Raw genomic sequence first — 16,210 nt, 5'->3', positions numbered from 1 at the left:
ATGGGAGAGTATGCCTGATAAGATTGTTGCCACAAATATTCGTCGCGTTTATCAAATTAAACAAAAAAATGAAGAGAAGCCAACTGAATTTGAAGCGTTAAAACAATTGAATTTAACGGTAAAACAAGGTGAGTTTTTAGTCATTGTCGGGCCAAGCGGCTGCGGAAAGTCTACTTTTCTTGATATGATCGCAGGGCTGGCTCACCCTAGTTCCGGTGAAATTTTTATTGATGGCAAATTGATTACTGGACCAGCGTTGGATCGTGGGATTGTTTTGCAGGGCTATGCACTATTTCCCTGGCGCAGTGTTCGTAAAAATGTAGAATTTGGTTTAGAAATAAAAAAAGTACCGGCTAAAGAACGGCCGGCGATTAGTCAAAAATATATTGAATTAGTCGGATTAAAAGGATTTGAAGATCGTTATCCCCATGAACTTTCCGGCGGGATGAAGCAGCGTGTAGCCATCGCCCGGGCACTAGCTTATGACCCGGAAGTGCTGCTTATGGATGAACCCTTCGCGGCAGTGGATGCGCAAACACGAGAAGTTTTGCAGGAAGAACTTCTTAGAATCTGGGAAAAAACCAAGAAGACAATTGTTTTTGTTACTCATGGAATTGATGAAGCTGTTTTTTTAGGCGACCGCGTTGCTGTGATGACAGCAAATCCTGGTACGATTAAAGAAATCGTGGAAATCAATTTACCGCGGCCGCGTGACGGAATCCGTTCTTCTGCAGAATTTGGCTGGATTCGCCATAAAATCTGGGAGCTTCTGCAAACTGATTTGCCAACGAAACAAGAAATTCCAGCTGAACAAAATATAGCTGATGAAATTTCCTCATCAGCGGCATTGTAAGGCTGTTGGCGATTTTTATGAACAGTACGCGCGGATTTTGGAGAGCACTATTACTTAGAAGTTCCGGGATATTTGTGTTTTTACTTTTGTGGGAAGCTGCGTCGCGACTCGGTTGGGCTGATCCGCAATTTCTCCCTGCTGTCAGCACGGTTGTAGCAACGATCCTCTGGCTCTGGCAGGATGGTGACTTGCCAATTCATATTGTCGTTAGTTTGTGGCGCGCCTTGTTCAGTTTATTCTTAGCTGCAAGTATCGCAATCCCGTTTGGATTTTTATTAGAAACTTCTTTTCCAAGTCATAGTAAACGACTCGATCCTTTATTACGCTTATTGAGTCATGTCAATCCTTTTTCCTTAGCTCCTGTTTTTTTACTTTTTTTTGGCATGGGAGAAACAGCAAAAATTGCCACGATTACCTTAGTTGCCTTGTGGCCTATTTTATTCCATACTGTCACAGGTCTGCGGACCGTGGAACCTTTGTTATTAAAAACAGCTGCTTCCATGAATGCTCCTCTCTCTGTTTTAATTCGTCATGTCTTATGGACTGCTGCTTTTCCCTCGATTATAACAGGACTTAGAGTGGGCGGCCAAATGGCAACCTTTATGCTGATTGGGGCCGAAATGTTAGGCGCTCATGCCGGGCTAGGGTGGCTTGTTCATAATTCCGCCATGTTATTTCAAATTCCTCGGATGTATGCAGCTGGAGTTTTTATTATTTTACTAGGTGTTTTTATCAATCAGCTTTTACTAAAAGTAGAAAAAGATGTTTCCTTCTGGCGTGAATCATCACTATCCTTTGATCGGGTTAGGCAAGAGAAGGTAATAAAAGAACCGACTGTTTTTTACATGCCAATTTTGATTGGGGTAGTCGCTGGAATTCTTATTTTTGGCGGTACTGAAGTGCAGCAAGTGAATCAGCGAGGAATAACCGGTTCAATTCAGAGCAATCAAGGCGAAGCAGGCAGCGAGATGCAGCATCACAATATGCAGCATCATCACATGGAGCAAGGTGCTGCTCATTCAGGTGAGCAGCATCCGACAGTACCTACCTATAAGCCAGCCGTGGAAGAAAAATAGTGAGGAAAGGGGGATGCAAAGTGCGGTCGATTATTATTTTTTTATGCTTATGGGAAATCATTTGTCGACTGGGTTTGATCAGTCCGCTATTTGTTCCTCCTTTATCTAAAGTTCTTGTAGCTATTGTTGATCTGCTTTTTTCTGGACTTTTTGTACCTCATATTTTAATTAGTTTGGAGCGGGCTCTTGTCGGGTTTTTAGTGGCAACAGTACTTGCAATTCCCGCAGGTCTGCTATTAGGCGGCTGGTTTCGGAAAATTGAACTTGCTTTGTCACCGTTATGTAATCTGGCGGAACAAGCAAATCCATTTATTTTATTTCATATTATTATTTTATTTCTAGGGATTGGGGAAACGGCAAAAATCAGTATGATTGCCTGGGTTTGTTTATGGCCCATACTTTTAAATACAGCCCAAGGCGTTAGACAAGTGGACCATACACTGGTAAAGGCAGCCCGTTCTTTTGGCCTTAACCGTTGGTCGCTCTTTTATAAAGTCATTTTGCCAGCGGCGGCGCCTGCCATTTTTACGGGCCTTCGCCTGAGTGCTGGCTATTCTTTCTTCTTACTCATTGTAACGGAAATGATGGGATCTAGCTCTGGACTTGGCTGGTTCATTTTGTATAGTCAAGAAAACTATCATATTGAGTGGATTTTTTCAGGTGCCATAGTGATTGCTTTGCTTGGAGTCATGATTGATTATATGTTGAAACAGATTGAAAAACGAGTCGTTATTTGGGAAAGCGGCAGGGGGTGATCATATGTCAATTCAGGTTGCCATAGCAAGCACTAGTGGGACAGAGATTGATCAGCCTTTTGGGAAAACAAATCAATTTTTTGTTTATGAACTTTCTGGTGATCAATTTGAATTTAAAGAAACTAAAATAGTTGCTTGCGATGAAAGCAAAAACAATAAAGAAAATTTAATAAAAATAGCTAAATTGTTAGATGAATGCGAATTTGTTTTAGCAAGTAAATTCGGCCCAGGTGCTATCACTCTCTTAGAAGAGCGAGGCATTTGGACAGTGACAGTCGAAGGACCGATTGATCAAGCTCTTGACTGGGTACGTTGGACTCACCGTAAACCGCGAAGCAGTCGTCTAAAACGGACTAGATCGATACGATAAGGAGTGTTAACGATATGGCTGATAACCAAGTAAGACAGCACGGCTTTGATACGATTGCAGTTCATGAAGGGCAGGTGCCTGATCCGGTGACTGGTGCCCGGGCTGTGCCCATTTATCAAAGTACTTCTTTTGTTTTAGGTGATACTAAGCGGGCTGCCAGGCTTTTCTCGCTTGATGAAGTAGGCAATGCTTATACGCGCATGATTAATCCGACACAAACGGTATTTGAAGAAAGAATTGCAGCCCTTGAAGGCGGTATCGGCGCTCTTGCTGTTGCCTCAGGACAGGCAGCAATTACCTATTCGATCCTGACCATTGCCGAATCGGGCGATGAGATTGTGTCTTCAACAGCACTTTATGGCGGGACCTATAATTTGTTTCATCATACATTGCCGAAACTGGGGATTAAAGTTCATTTCGTAAACCCGGATGATCCGGAAAATTTTCGTAAGGCGATTACGCCGAAAACGAAAGCGCTCTATGCTGAAATTATTGGTAATCCACGAATTGACATTCTAGATGTAGAAAATGTAGCAAAAGTTGCTCATGAAAACGATATTCCTTTGATTATTGATAATACCTTTGCTACCCCTTATTTAAGTCGTCCCATTGAATGGGGGGCTGATATTGTAGTCCATTCGGCAACAAAATTTATTGGCGGTCACGGGACTTCCATCGGTGGCATCCTTGTTGATTCCGGAAAGTTTAACTGGAATAATGGCAAATTTCCGGGTCTCGTTGAGCCTGATCCTAGTTACCACGGTCTTTCCTATGTTGAAAAATTTGGCCCGGCTGCCTATATTCTCAAGGCGCGGGTTTCGCTGCTCCGCGATACCGGCGCTGCCATCAGCCCTTTTAATTCATTTTTGTTTTTGCAAGGAATTGAAACCTTATCTTTGCGTCTTGATCGCCATGTAGCGAATGCACAAAAGGTAGCAGAGTTTTTAGAGCAGCATTCAGCAGTTACTTGGGTCAATTATCCAGGCCTTAAAACAAGTCATTCCTATGAAAAAGCACGTAAATACTTACCAAAGGGTCCTGGGGCAATCCTGACTTTTGGCATTAAAGGCGGACGAAATGCGGGAACGAAATTGATTGATCATATTGGGCTCTTTTCCCACTTAGCAAATGTGGGAGATGCGAAATCACTGATTATTCATCCGGCTAGTACAACTCACCAGCAATTGAGTGAAAAAGAACAGATTGCTAGCGGTGTAACAGAAGATTTGATTCGATTGTCTATTGGACTCGAAGATATTGATGATTTGCTCTATTATCTAGATGAGGCGCTTGCTATTAGCCAGCAGTAATAAGTAAGGTTCCTGTCTCAATTGGCAGGAGCCTTAATTTAGAACAGATCAGAAGCTTTATAGAGAGCGGGTGAGATATTGAATTTTAGAAGTTATATTTTTATATCAGTTCTTATCGTTTTTGGGGGAATTATTGGGTTGCATTTTGGTGTGAATCACCCAAGCCAGAGCCAGGCTCCTGTTTTACAACATACCATGGAAAATCATACCAATCATAATCAGTAAGGAGTGTGGGGGCTTTGCGACAGAAAAAAATCATTCAGTGGATTTCCTTGCTTGTCAGTATCAGTTTGCTTCTGTTACCTTTGGTTTTTCCTATATGTGAAGTCGTAGCTGGAAAACCTCCCATGCGTTGCTATTATACCTTTCAGGCAGAATATATTCTCGCTATTTTAGCGATTATCATTTCACTAAGTCTATTTTTTACCAAAACAAGGGAAGCAAGGAAATTCAATAACTTCTTTTTAAGTATACTCGGTTTATTTGCCATTGCTTTGCCGCAATCTTGGGCGATTGGACTTTGCAATCATGGCGATAGTCTTTGCCACTTGACGGCTCACGTAGAAACAGGAGCGGCCATTCTTTTAATTCTTGCTGGAATCAGTGGGATTTGGCAGGTGGTAAAAGAAGAAGAAAAAAATCGTGAGGATCACTTGTTATGATCCGAATCATTTTAAAATCATTATGGTATCGGCGTGTACAAAATTTGTCACTTGTGTGTGCTTTAGCTGTTGGTATTTTACTTGTTTTTGCTGTTTTTCTATTAGAACAAGGTGTAAATAATGGAATGGAAACAGCTAAGCAGCGCCTAGGGGCTGATATTTTAGTTGTTCCAAATGGCGTAGCTGTAGATCCAGGAGAGATCCTTTATGGCGGAGCGCCGCAAAATATTTATATGAATCAATCGGTGGAGGCCGCGGCATCTCAGATCAAAGGCGTAAGAAAAATTACTAGTCAATTTTTTACGCAAAGCCTAACAGAAGAATGTTGCGATATTGGCACTGTGATTCGCTTAATTGGTTTTGATCCGCAAACAGACTGGCTGATTCAGCCATGGCTTAAAAATATTTCTAAGGTAGAACTTGCTGACGATGAAATCATTATTGGTAAAGAAGTAAATAGTTTTGAAGGTCGTAAGATTAATGTGCTTGGGACTACCTTTACCGTTGCGGCAATTATGGCTCCGACAGGCACGGGTCTCGATTATTCGATTTTGATGAATCAAAAAACAGCACGGGCTATTGCGGCAAAGTCACCATATCTACAAGCTGTTTGGCAAGAAAAAGGGACGCCGGACAAGTTGATCTCTGCTATTTTAATGGAAGTAGAGCCTGATGCTAATATTGGTGAGATTATTGCAAAATTGGAAAAAATAGCACCGGTTCATGCCTATTCTGCTGCCGAGGCAAAGCGGCATACTTATGAACAGCTTACTGTTATTGGATCACTGCTCTGGGCAGTGGCTCTAATCGTTGTAATTTCAGCGGTCATTCAGCTTTTTTCCCGCCTTTACTCTCTGACGCTTGAAAGACAGGGGGAATGGGGACTTTACTTAGCTCTTGGGCTTACAATGAAGGCGCTTGCCCGCATGATTATTGTAGAAACTAGCTTGCTTTGTTCACTAGGGGCTTTAATTGGATTCATTGGCGGTTATCTTTTTTATTTAGGAGCGGTGCGCTTTATATTAACCTATGAGTCTTTCCCGTTTATTTATCCGGATTTTCTTGTTGTTGGCAAAATAGGGGTTTTGCTTTTTCTAGTTTGGCTGGCGATTGGTCTTTTAGCCGCGTGGATTCCCGCGTATCGGAGCAGTAAAGTGGAGCCCAGTTTGGTTATGACACGGGGAGAGTTTGATTGATAGGAGATGGAAAATTGGAATCTTTACTGGGAATTCGCCAGATTAAAAAATTCTATGGCCAAGAAACTATTTTATATGATGTTTCATTTCAGCTAGAAAAAGGCGAAATGATATCCATTGTTGGTGAATCTGGAACAGGGAAAACAACATTGTTGTCTATTTTAGGCTTATTGCAAAACCCCAGTGCAGGTGAAATATGGTTTAAAGGACAAGAAGTCGGGTCGCTTAGCCCGTCAGAGCGAGCAAAGCTGAGAAGTCTATATATTGGCTTTGTTTTTCAAAGAGCGCGTTTAGTCGGGTCGCTTACTGCACTGGAAAATGTATTGGTTCCTGCTTGGCTATTTCAGCAGCAAAAAGCGGAAAAAACGGCGACAGCGGCTAGAGCTGAACATTTGCTGCGCGAGTTGGGGCTTGAACATCGTCTTACCTATTTGCCGGAGCAACTGAGTATTGGGCAGATGCGGCGTGTTGCTCTGGCTAGGGCTCTGCTCTTAGAACCTGAGATCATTTTGGCGGATGAGCCTACAAATGATTTAGATGTAGATTCAGCTGCTATTGTGATGGAATATCTGAAAAAGGCGCAGCGAAACGGAGCAGGTGTTGTCATTGTCACTCATGATCGGCGGCAGTCTGCTTTAGCTGACCGTAGATTTGAATTAAAAAGAGGCTTGCTTCAATTAGTTTGAGTACAAAGTGATGATACTTCTTTTCTTTAACTGGTATACAAGGAGTGGCGCATGTGAAAAAGTGGTTCAAAAGAATTTTTTCTGTATTTTATCGGCTACTAGCAGTTTTGCTTTTTTTGCTGCTATGGGAAGTGGCGCCAAGAATTGGTCTGGCTGATCCGACTTTTTTGCCGCCTTTTTCGAAAGTTTTTGCTGCTTTTTGGAGTTTGCTTCTTAGCGGTGAATTAATTAAGCATATTGCCGTGAGCCTTAGACGTTCGGTCATTGGTTTTGGTCTTGGTCTGGCGATTGCAATTCCCTTGGGACTTTTAATCGGGTGGTTTAGAGGCTTTGAACGGTTTATTGATCCTTTACTGCAGACTTTTCGGCAGACTTCAACGCTAGCCTTGTTTCCTGTCTTTATCTTGCTCTTTGGGATTGGCGAAGTTTCGAAGGTGGCGATTATTTTCTGGGGTGTGCAGTGGGCAATTTTACTGAATACCATTGCCGGGGTTCGCAGTGTCGATCCGCTGTTAATTAAGTCGGCCCGTTCGATGGGGACATCTCAATTGACTATTTTTAGTAAAGTCATTGTGCCGGCTTCAATTCCAGCTATTTTTACAGGTATTCGGTTAAGTGCCACCACTTCTATTCTGATTTTGATTGCAGCTGAAATGATTGGCGCCAATGCCGGCCTCGGCTTTTTACTCTATGATGCGGAAGTGAAATATCAAATCCCTACAATGTATGCTTCTATTATTACCATGTCAATGCTAGGCGTGGCTCTAAATTATACGTTGGTGGCTATTGAAAAACGCGTGACACGTTGGAAAGAAGAGCCTGTTACCGGAAGTTGACAAGCATAGGAAGTTGACTATAGTAAAGTGAGTTGAAAGCTGATGATTCGCATTCAGAATGTAAGTAAAATGTATCAAACACCGCAAGCAACCGTTCATGCGCTCAAAGACATTAATCTGGAGATTAATGACGGTGATATTTTTGGGATTATCGGATTTAGCGGTGCCGGAAAATCAACGCTGATTCGTTGCTTGAATCGACTGGAAGAGCCGGATTCTGGCAGTATTTTAATTGGAAGTCAAGATATTATTACGATGGATAAACAACAGCTGCGGCTGGCTCGCCGCAAGATCGGCATGATTTTTCAACAGTTTAATTTGTTTGATGCCAAGACTGTTTTTGATAATGTGGCCTTTCCGTTAAAGGTGGCTGGTTATCCGCAAACAGAAATTGCTAAACGTGTTGCCGCTATTTTGGAGCTTGTTGATTTGACAGACAAAGCAAATGCTTATCCATTGCAATTGAGCGGCGGACAAAAGCAACGTGTGGGGATTGCCAGAGCTCTTTCAAATGAACCCGATGTACTTTTAAGTGATGAAGCAACTTCGGCCCTTGATCCGCAAACAACTTATTCTATTTTAGAATTATTGAAAGCTATTAATCAAAAATTGGGGTTAACAATTGTACTGATTACTCACGAATTGGATGTTTTAAAGCATATTTGCAATCATATGGCTGTCATTGAACAAGGGAAGATCGTGGAAACCGGAACTGTGGATAAATTTTTCATGAATCCTGAAAGTGATACGGCCAAAAAATTTGTGCAGATTCTGCAAGGGTTTCAGTCAAAACGGATTTTTCGGGAGGGAGAAGGCATTTGAATGATGACTTATTAGACCTATTATTTACCGGTTTTGGCGATACGGTTTATATGGTGTTACTGTCGACCTTAGCCGCCTTGGTTTTAGGATTGCCGCTAGGTATTATTTTGGTGATTACCGAGAAAGGAAATTTATTGGCATCGCCTAGGATTAACAAAATATTAGGAACGATTATTAATATTTTTCGGTCCTTTCCTTCCATTATTCTAATTGTAATTTTATTGCCCTTATCTCGTTTATTGATTGGCACGACACTTGGGGCTACGGCAGCGATTGTACCGCTTTCGATTGGTGCAGCGCCTTTTTTAGCCCGTATTATTGAGAATTGCTTAAAAGAGGTGGGGATTGGAAAAATTGAAGCGGCTGTAGCAATGGGAGCCACGCCTTTTACTATTATCACGCAAGTTCTGATTCCAGAAGCACTGCCTTCTTTAGTCCGGGGTGTCACGCTGGCAATTATTGCGATTACTGGTTTTACTGCTGTGGCTGGCGCTATTGGCGCTGGCGGTCTCGGAAGTCTCGCGATTCGCTTTGGTTATATGCGTTATCGTGATGATGTGATGATTGCCACTGTTATTATTTTAGTCATTTTAGTACAAGGAATTCAATGGGGAGGTGATTGGCTCGCTAGGCGGATTAATCGTAAGCGGTATAAGTTTGAATAAAGGATAAGAGAGAAGGATGATGGGGATGTTCATAAAGAAAAGCTGGAAAAAACTGATTATCATACTTGGTGTTGTTGCATTAGCCACTAGTATGGGAGGCTGCGGCAGCGACAAAAAAGAAAGCACTCAGACTGCAGGAAAATCAGAAGTGACTGTCAAAATTGGTGCAGCCGTTGTGCCTCATGCTGAAATCTTAAATTTTATTAAACCAAAATTAAAAGCAGAAGGAATTAATTTAGAGGTCGTTGTCTTAGATGATGAAGGGCAATTAAATCCTGCTCTGCAGAATAAACAGATTGATGGTAATTATTTTCAACATTTGCCTTATCTTGAGTCTGTTGCGAAGGAAAAAGGTTATGATTTTACAGTAGCAGCTAAGGTTCACGTAGAACCAATTGGTTTTTATTCACAGAAAATTAAATCAAAGGATGACTTGAAAAATGGCGCTACTATCGCAATATCGAATAACCCTTCCAACGAATATCGGGGGCTTATTTTGCTCCAGGCCAATGGATTAATCAAATTAAAAGAAGGGTTAGCTACTTTTGCCGCGACACCGCGTGATATTATCGAAAATCCGAAAAACTTAAAATTTGTTGAGGTCGATCCGGCACAACTGACTAGAGCTTTGCCTGATGTCGATGGAGCTGTTATTAATACCAATTATGTCTTAGAAGCAAAAATAGATCCTAAAACAGCTTTATTTCGTGAAGATGCTAATTCCCCTTATGCCAATGATCTTGTCGTAAGAAAAGGGGATGAAAATCGCCCGGAAATCAAAAAAATTGCTGAATATTTAACTTCGCCAGAGGTGAAGAAATTTATTCAAGATAAATATGGCGTAGCTGTAGTTGCCGCTTTTTAGAAAAAAATTATACTCCATTCCATTGACAGAAAGATAAAGCAATGTTACACTATTAACAATTTCATAGCGAAACTCTTATCAAGAGTGGTCGAGGGACTGGCCCGATGACACCCGGCAACCGGCGTTTTTACGCGTAAGGTGCTAAATCCAGCAGGAGAAATCCTGAAAGATGAGAGAAAGGAAGTTATGTCCCTTTCCTCATGGAAAGGGACTTTTTGTATGCATTGTAGTAACTGTTTCTAAAATGAGTTTTACAACAGGATGGAGGAAAATCATGAAATTGAATTCGAAAATTGTGCACATTGGTGTACGCAGCGATGAGAAAACCGGAGCAATTAGTACGCCGATTTATCAAACAGCATCTTTTGCCCATCCCGCAGTGGGACAAAGTACTGGTTATGATTATACGCGAACCAAGAATCCGACGCGAGAAGTTTTGGAAAAGGGAATCGCAATTTTAGAAAATGGTGCAGGCGGTTATGCTTTTGCGACTGGGATGGCGGCCATTACAGCAGTCTTGATGTTGTACAAGGCTGGCGATCACATAGTGGTGATTCAAGATTGTTATGGCGGAACTTATCGCGTCATTGATAAAGTGTTTGCTCCCTTTGGCTTGACAGCAACTTATGTTGATGCTACTGATGTAGAGAATATTGCGGCAGCCATCCAAGCTAATACTAAGGCAGTTTTGATTGAGACGCCGACCAATCCGTTAATGAGTATTGTTGATATTGCGGCAACCGCAAGGCTTACGAAATCGAAAGGCATTCATTTGATTGTTGATAATACCTTTTTAACGCCCTGTCTACAGCGCCCCTTAGAACTGGGCGCCGATATTGTACTTCACAGTGGTACGAAATATTTAGCGGGCCATAATGATTTATTATGCGGTCTTGTTGTAGCCAAAGATCCAGAACTAGCTGAAAAAATTCAATATATCCAGAATGCTACAGGCAATATTTTAAGTCCTGGCGATAGCTGGCTGTTGATTCGCGGCATGAAAACCTTAGCGCTTCGGATGCAGCGTCACAATGAGAATGCTCAGGCTGTAGCTGAATGGCTCAATCAGCATCGTCATGTAACGAAAGTCTATTATCCTGGTCTGGCGGAGCATCCCGGCAAGGCGGTTCAAGATAAGCAAGCTTCTGGTTATGGCGGTATGGTTTCTTTTACGGTGAAGCGACCGGAACTTGTGCTGCAAGTACTGGAAAAAGTGAAGTTCATTCAATTTGCCGAAAGCCTCGGCGGTGTTGAGACATTGATTACTTTTCCGGCGAAACAGACCCATGCTGATATTCCAGTGGAAACAAGAGAAAAATTGGGCATTGATGATTGCTTGCTTCGTTTATCTGTCGGCGTGGAAGATGTAGCAGATATTATTGCCGATCTAGATCAGGCTTTGGAATAAAAATTGTTTTATGACTATTAACAGGTGTGAGGAAAAAGGAGACGAAGAAATTATGCAGAGAATTCAAAAGTACGCTTCAGAAAAAGCAAGTCATTTTACGGAATCAGTGATCCGTGATATGACACGCGTAGCTGTAAAACATGGCGCGATTAACCTGGCGCAAGGCTTTCCCGATTTTCCAGCGCCTGATGCGATTAAACAAGCTGCGGCTGACGCAATTTTTAATGATCATAATCAATATGCGATTACCTGGGGAACCAAGGATTTACGCGATGGCATTACGGCAAAAGTAAAAAAAGAATATGGTATCGAAATTGATCCGGAAAAACAAATTACCGTTTGCTGCGGCTCCACGGAAGGAATGATCGCGACCTTACTTGCGACGATTAATCCTGGCGATGAAGTCATTGTTTTTGAACCTTTTTATGAGAATTATGGCGCTGATGCTGTTTTATGCGGCGCGACTCCCAAATATGTGACGCTCCATACCCCGGATTTTCACCTCGACTTAGATGAATTAAAAGCAGCTTTTTCTGATAAGACGAGAGCGATTATTATTAATACGCCTCATAATCCTACAGGTAAAGTGTTTTCAGCGGAAGAATTACAAGTGATTGCTGAGTTATGTCAAAAGTATGACGTTTTGGCAATTACTGACGAAATTTACGAATATATCCTTTATGATGGTGCCAAACATATTCCTCTCTATAATCTGCCTGGGATGGCTGAGCGGACGATTATTATTAACAGCACCTCAAAAACTTATAGTGTGACTGGCTGGCGTATTGGCTATGTGATTGCTTCCCCGGAAATTACGGATTCGATTCGTAAAGTTCATGACTTTTTAACCGTTGGCGCTGCTGCCCCCTTACAGGTTGCTTCTGCCGCAGCTTTGCGGTTTCCGGACTCTTACTATCAGGAGCTAGGAGATTTTTACGCCGAGCGCCGTGATTTGCTCCTAGGAGCGCTAGAATCAGTTGGTCTTCGTTGTGTAAAACCGCAGGGAGCTTATTACATTATGGCGGATATTCGTTCTTTAGGGTGGCACGATGATGTAGAATTTTCCTTCTATCTAACCCGGGAAATTGGTGTTGCGCCGGTACCTGGTTCCAGTTTTTATCGTCCCGACAGCGCTGATGCCCATACTTTTATTCGGTTTTGCTACTGCAAAAAAATCGAAACATTAGAAGCGGCTGTAGCAAGATTGAAGAAAGTAAGTTTACAGCATAAGTAGAAAACGTACTGTTGATAAAAAGTGCATTTGTGCCTACGCTAGGGCATAAATGCACTTTTGTTATGTCCAGGTTGATTCATAACTTTTACTGTTGTTTTTTATTTGACCGTAACAGTTCATCTTATGTGTTTAAAAAAATAGTGCATTGGTTTAAACAATATTTGATTTTTGACAGGAAGTCTTACAAGGGGTATATTATTTATAATTACAATTGTAATCTTTAGGAGTGGAAAGCTTTGAAAACGTTACCGCAAATCTCGGACATGGAATGGCAAGTTATGAAGATTTTATGGGCAAAGGCACCGCTTACAGCCAACCAAGTCATTAAGCAAATCGAAGGGATTATGCCATGGAAGCCCAAGACCGTTAAAACAATGTTGGGAAGACTGGTAAAGAAACAAGCCGTCGCTTTTCATGTCGAAGGCCGGGAATATGTGTATTATCCCCTTGTGGCCGAAGTCGATTGTATAAAAGCGGAAAGCCAGTCCTTTTTAGACAAAGTATTTTCTGGCGCTTTGAATGTGATGTTTGCCAATTTTTTAGAGGAACAGCAATTGTCAAAAGAAGAAATAGCTGAACTGAAACGCATCCTAGATCAAAAGAAAAAATAAAGCAAGGGAGGTCTCTTTATGGGACTCGATTCTTTTGTTCATTGGTTGCTATATTCTTCGCTGATAGGGAGTGGTTTAGTCGGCTTAATACTGGTGGTTCGTTTGGTCTCTAAACATCGCTTAGGGGCAAACTGGCAGTACCTGATATGGTTTCTATTGATTGGAAAATTGTTAATTCCCTTTGCGCCAGAAAGCCCTTTAAGTATATTTAATGTTTTCAACTATGTAGTTACCCAAAGTGCTGATTATTTTAAACCCAGTCAATCTGTAGCTGTTGAGTCGACTGTGAATAGAAAGTTTTCCATAAACAAATTCGCGAACGATAGCGATGATTATTATGTATCAATGAACAGGGCTTTCTTTGATAATGAAAATGAAATGATATTTTTGGTTTGGCTTATTGGTGTAGTTATTTTTACTTGCTATATGATTCGATCCACTATGAAACTGCAAGCTATCATAAAGAATAGTCCACAAGTTCGAGATAAAGACGTGCTAAACCTATTGAATGAATGCAAGAAATTGGTAAATGTAAAGCATAATCCAATTTTGGTCGAGTCAAAAGAATTTCAAAGTCCAAGAATAGTTGGACTTTGGCAGTCACATCTAGTTTTGCCAATGGGCATGGTTCAGTTTTTGAGTAAGGCGGATCTACGTTATATTTTTCTCCATGAACTAGCCCATCTTCAACGCAAAGATCTTTATGTCAATTGGATTATCGCTTTTTTCCAGATCATTCACTGGTTCAACCCGCTTATTTGGTATGCTTTTTATCAAATGCGTCAGGATCGGGAATTGGCTTGCGATGCGTCAGTACTCAGTTTATTGGAACCAGAAGAATGCCACTATTATGGCGCCGCGATTATTGCTTTTTTGGAGAGATACTCATCTCAAGAGAACTCTTTTACAACAGCCGGATTCATTAGTAGCAAAAAACATATTAAGGATCGATTATCAAGGATTGCTTTCTATCAAAAAAGGACTACAGCCAAATTGATTTTGGAAGTATTTTTCTTTTTGCTGTTTAGTGGTTTTGTTCTAACAAGCGCCAGGGATGTATCTGGGGCAGCTTCATTCGTCGAACCGCCACAAGAAAAGCAAAGTATCGTTTATAAGGATTTAAGCAGTTATTTTCAAGGTTATAATGGGGCTTTTGTTTTACTTGATCTAGAAAAAGACCATTATCTGGTATATCATGACGATAATAATAATGAAAAGATATCGCCGGATTCAACCTATAAAATTATTAGCTCTTTAATTGGTCTTGAGACGGGAGTTTTAACAAAGGATAATACGCTGTTAGCCTGGGATGGAACTTTATTCCCAATTGAACCATGGAATAGAGATCAGACGTTAAAATCGGCTATGAGGTACTCTGTGAATTGGTATTTTCAGAGGGTTGATTCGTCAGTCGGCAAAGCGAGGCTTGAGAACTATTTAAAACAAACTGGTTACGGTAATCATGATCTCTCGGGAGGCATTAAGGATTTTTGGATAGAATCTTCTCTGAAAATTTCTCCTCAAGAACAAGTTGAAATCCTTAAAAAATTATGTACTTACGACATGCCTTTTTCGCCGGAAAATATTGATATCGTCAAAAATGCCATCAAGCTATTTGAGCAGGACCATTTCGCTTTATATGGTAAAACCGGTACTGGTAATGTGAATGGCAAAAACATTAACGGCTGGTTTGTTGGTTTTGTGAAGAATAATGGCAGAACCTATATCTTTGCAACAAATATCCAAGGCAAAGAAGCAGCGGATGGTGCTAATGCTAAAAATATAACTTTAGCTATCCTAAAAGCTGAAAATATTTTATAGAATTTTAAAACGCAGGGTCAGTATACCTTGCGTTTTTTCTTTGTCTGTACTTAGTAGACGGAACTTTTAATTTCTCAGAATTTGCATTGACACAGATAGATTACAAGTGTAATATTCTGCTTATAGACTACAAGTGTAGTCTTATTGCGATAAGGAAAATGTTAAAAATAGAATCACCTATAAAGAAAGGATGTTGGATATGAAAAAATGGCCTTTAGTATGCTTGGTCGTTACTTTTTTGTGTTTTAACTCTATGGCTAAACTGAGTGCGGCAGATTTAGTTGAACGGGAAGACTTGGGGAAGTACTTTAATGGCTTTACTACAGGCACCTTTGTTCTGTATGATGACGCGAAGAATCAGTATACCGTTTTCAATAAAGTGCAAAGTGTACAGCGCTTATCGCCGTGTTCTACATTTAAAATTTATAATTCGCTTGCGGGGCTAGAAACAGGCGTTGTTGATCAGGAGGATGTATATACTTTATTTAAATGGGATGGAACGAGGTATGATTTTCCTGCTTGGAATCATGATCAAACATTATCATCGGCTACGAGAGATTCCGTTGTCTGGTACTTTAAGGAACTTGCCAGACGGATCGGAAAGGAGAGAATGCAAGCGTTTCTTGACAAGATACAGTATGGGAATCAGGATATATCTGGCGGTTTAACCACGTTCTGGCTACGATCTTCCTTACAGATATCAGCTCGTGAACAAGTCGACTTATTGCACAAATTATATGCTGGCAAGTTACCTGTTGCTTCAGAAAATGTGGCCATAGTAAAAAGAAATATTACGATCTCTGAAGGCAATGGCATGCGTTTTATGGGCAAGACGGGTTCGGGATTTCAAGATGACAAATGGATTTTAGGTTGGTTTGTTGGCTGTATCGAGAAGGACGGAAATCGTTATTTTTTTGCGACTAATATTCAGGGAATGGATGGCGCCACTGGCGGAAAGGCCAGAGAAATTACAAAATTACTACTAAGAGATCTTCGAATCTATCTGTAAATGTGAGGACACTGGCTGATGGATTATTAGA

The 16,210-nt window shown here is 41.1% G+C and carries 17 protein-coding genes and 1 riboswitch; all 17 genes read left to right on the top strand.

Annotated features, from left to right (window positions below; genetic code table 11):
- Positions 1 to 10 precede the first annotated feature (10 nt).
- The 17 genes from AC0MXB_RS12975 to AC0MXB_RS12895 all read left to right on the top strand — a co-directional run bounded on the left by AC0MXB_RS12975 (position 11) and on the right by AC0MXB_RS12895 (position 16,179).
- The gene (locus AC0MXB_RS12975; RefSeq protein ID WP_474040124.1) at positions 11 to 853 is read left to right on the top strand and encodes an ABC transporter ATP-binding protein; all 843 of its coding nucleotides are present in this window, start codon (positions 11 to 13) and stop codon (positions 851 to 853) included.
- Between the two features lie 74 nt (positions 854 to 927).
- Entirely contained in the window at positions 928 to 1,929 is a 1,002-nt protein-coding gene (locus AC0MXB_RS12970; RefSeq protein ID WP_474040123.1) for an ABC transporter permease, read from the top strand.
- 20 nt (positions 1,930 to 1,949) lie between these two features.
- The gene (locus AC0MXB_RS12965; protein WP_474040122.1) at positions 1,950 to 2,684 is read left to right on the top strand and encodes an ABC transporter permease; all 735 of its coding nucleotides are present in this window, start codon (positions 1,950 to 1,952) and stop codon (positions 2,682 to 2,684) included.
- 4 nt (positions 2,685 to 2,688) lie between these two features.
- Positions 2,689 to 3,054, top strand: a complete 366-nt coding sequence (locus AC0MXB_RS12960; RefSeq protein WP_474040121.1) for a NifB/NifX family molybdenum-iron cluster-binding protein — start codon at positions 2,689 to 2,691, stop codon at positions 3,052 to 3,054.
- 14 nt (positions 3,055 to 3,068) lie between these two features.
- Positions 3,069 to 4,364: a homocysteine synthase gene (locus AC0MXB_RS12955; protein ID WP_474040120.1), complete on the top strand. Its 1,296-nt coding sequence runs from the start codon at positions 3,069 to 3,071 to the stop codon at positions 4,362 to 4,364.
- Between the two features lie 239 nt (positions 4,365 to 4,603).
- Positions 4,604 to 5,026, top strand: a complete 423-nt coding sequence (locus AC0MXB_RS12950) for a DUF4418 family protein (protein WP_474040118.1) — start codon at positions 4,604 to 4,606, stop codon at positions 5,024 to 5,026.
- The gene (locus AC0MXB_RS12945; RefSeq protein ID WP_474040117.1) at positions 5,023 to 6,222 is read left to right on the top strand and encodes an ABC transporter permease; all 1,200 of its coding nucleotides are present in this window, start codon (positions 5,023 to 5,025) and stop codon (positions 6,220 to 6,222) included. Before AC0MXB_RS12950 ends, AC0MXB_RS12945 begins: the two co-directional genes overlap by 4 nt.
- Positions 6,223 to 6,236: 14 nt before the next feature.
- A complete protein-coding gene (locus AC0MXB_RS12940; RefSeq protein WP_474040116.1) occupies positions 6,237 to 6,908 on the top strand; it encodes an ABC transporter ATP-binding protein in 672 nt (223 codons plus the stop codon).
- 53 nt (positions 6,909 to 6,961) lie between these two features.
- Complete coding sequence (locus tag AC0MXB_RS12935; protein WP_474040115.1) at positions 6,962 to 7,744, top strand: ABC transporter permease; 783 nt, start codon at positions 6,962 to 6,964, stop codon at positions 7,742 to 7,744.
- Between the two features lie 42 nt (positions 7,745 to 7,786).
- Positions 7,787 to 8,566, top strand: coding sequence for a methionine ABC transporter ATP-binding protein (locus AC0MXB_RS12930; protein ID WP_474040114.1), 780 nt, complete (start codon positions 7,787 to 7,789; stop codon positions 8,564 to 8,566).
- A complete protein-coding gene (locus AC0MXB_RS12925) occupies positions 8,563 to 9,231 on the top strand; it encodes a methionine ABC transporter permease (protein ID WP_474040113.1) in 669 nt (222 codons plus the stop codon). The genes AC0MXB_RS12930 and AC0MXB_RS12925 overlap by 4 nt, the downstream gene beginning before the upstream one ends.
- Before the next feature lie 25 nt (positions 9,232 to 9,256).
- Complete coding sequence (locus AC0MXB_RS12920) at positions 9,257 to 10,096, top strand: MetQ/NlpA family ABC transporter substrate-binding protein (protein ID WP_474040112.1); 840 nt, start codon at positions 9,257 to 9,259, stop codon at positions 10,094 to 10,096.
- A 72-nt stretch (positions 10,097 to 10,168) separates the two neighbouring features.
- Positions 10,169 to 10,272, top strand: a riboswitch (SAM riboswitch).
- Between the two features lie 98 nt (positions 10,273 to 10,370).
- The gene (locus AC0MXB_RS12915) at positions 10,371 to 11,504 is read left to right on the top strand and encodes a trans-sulfuration enzyme family protein (RefSeq protein WP_474040111.1); all 1,134 of its coding nucleotides are present in this window, start codon (positions 10,371 to 10,373) and stop codon (positions 11,502 to 11,504) included.
- 52 nt (positions 11,505 to 11,556) lie between these two features.
- Positions 11,557 to 12,738 carry a pyridoxal phosphate-dependent aminotransferase gene (locus AC0MXB_RS12910; protein WP_474040110.1) on the top strand — a complete coding sequence of 394 codons (1,182 nt, stop codon included), beginning with the start codon at positions 11,557 to 11,559 and terminating at the stop codon, positions 12,736 to 12,738.
- A gap of 263 nt (positions 12,739 to 13,001) precedes the next feature.
- A complete protein-coding gene (locus tag AC0MXB_RS12905) occupies positions 13,002 to 13,349 on the top strand; it encodes a BlaI/MecI/CopY family transcriptional regulator (protein ID WP_474040455.1) in 348 nt (115 codons plus the stop codon).
- Positions 13,350 to 13,367: 18 nt separating this feature from the next.
- Positions 13,368 to 15,170, top strand: a complete 1,803-nt coding sequence (locus AC0MXB_RS12900; RefSeq protein ID WP_474040109.1) for a BlaR1 family beta-lactam sensor/signal transducer — start codon at positions 13,368 to 13,370, stop codon at positions 15,168 to 15,170.
- Positions 15,171 to 15,369: 199 nt separating this feature from the next.
- The gene (locus tag AC0MXB_RS12895; protein ID WP_474040108.1) at positions 15,370 to 16,179 is read left to right on the top strand and encodes a penicillin-binding transpeptidase domain-containing protein; all 810 of its coding nucleotides are present in this window, start codon (positions 15,370 to 15,372) and stop codon (positions 16,177 to 16,179) included.
- The last annotated feature ends 31 nt before the right edge of the window (positions 16,180 to 16,210 follow it).

It is taken from the genome of Pelorhabdus sp. sgz311001, assembly GCF_055901755.1.
This window is presented reverse-complemented; position numbering and strand designations above follow the sequence as displayed.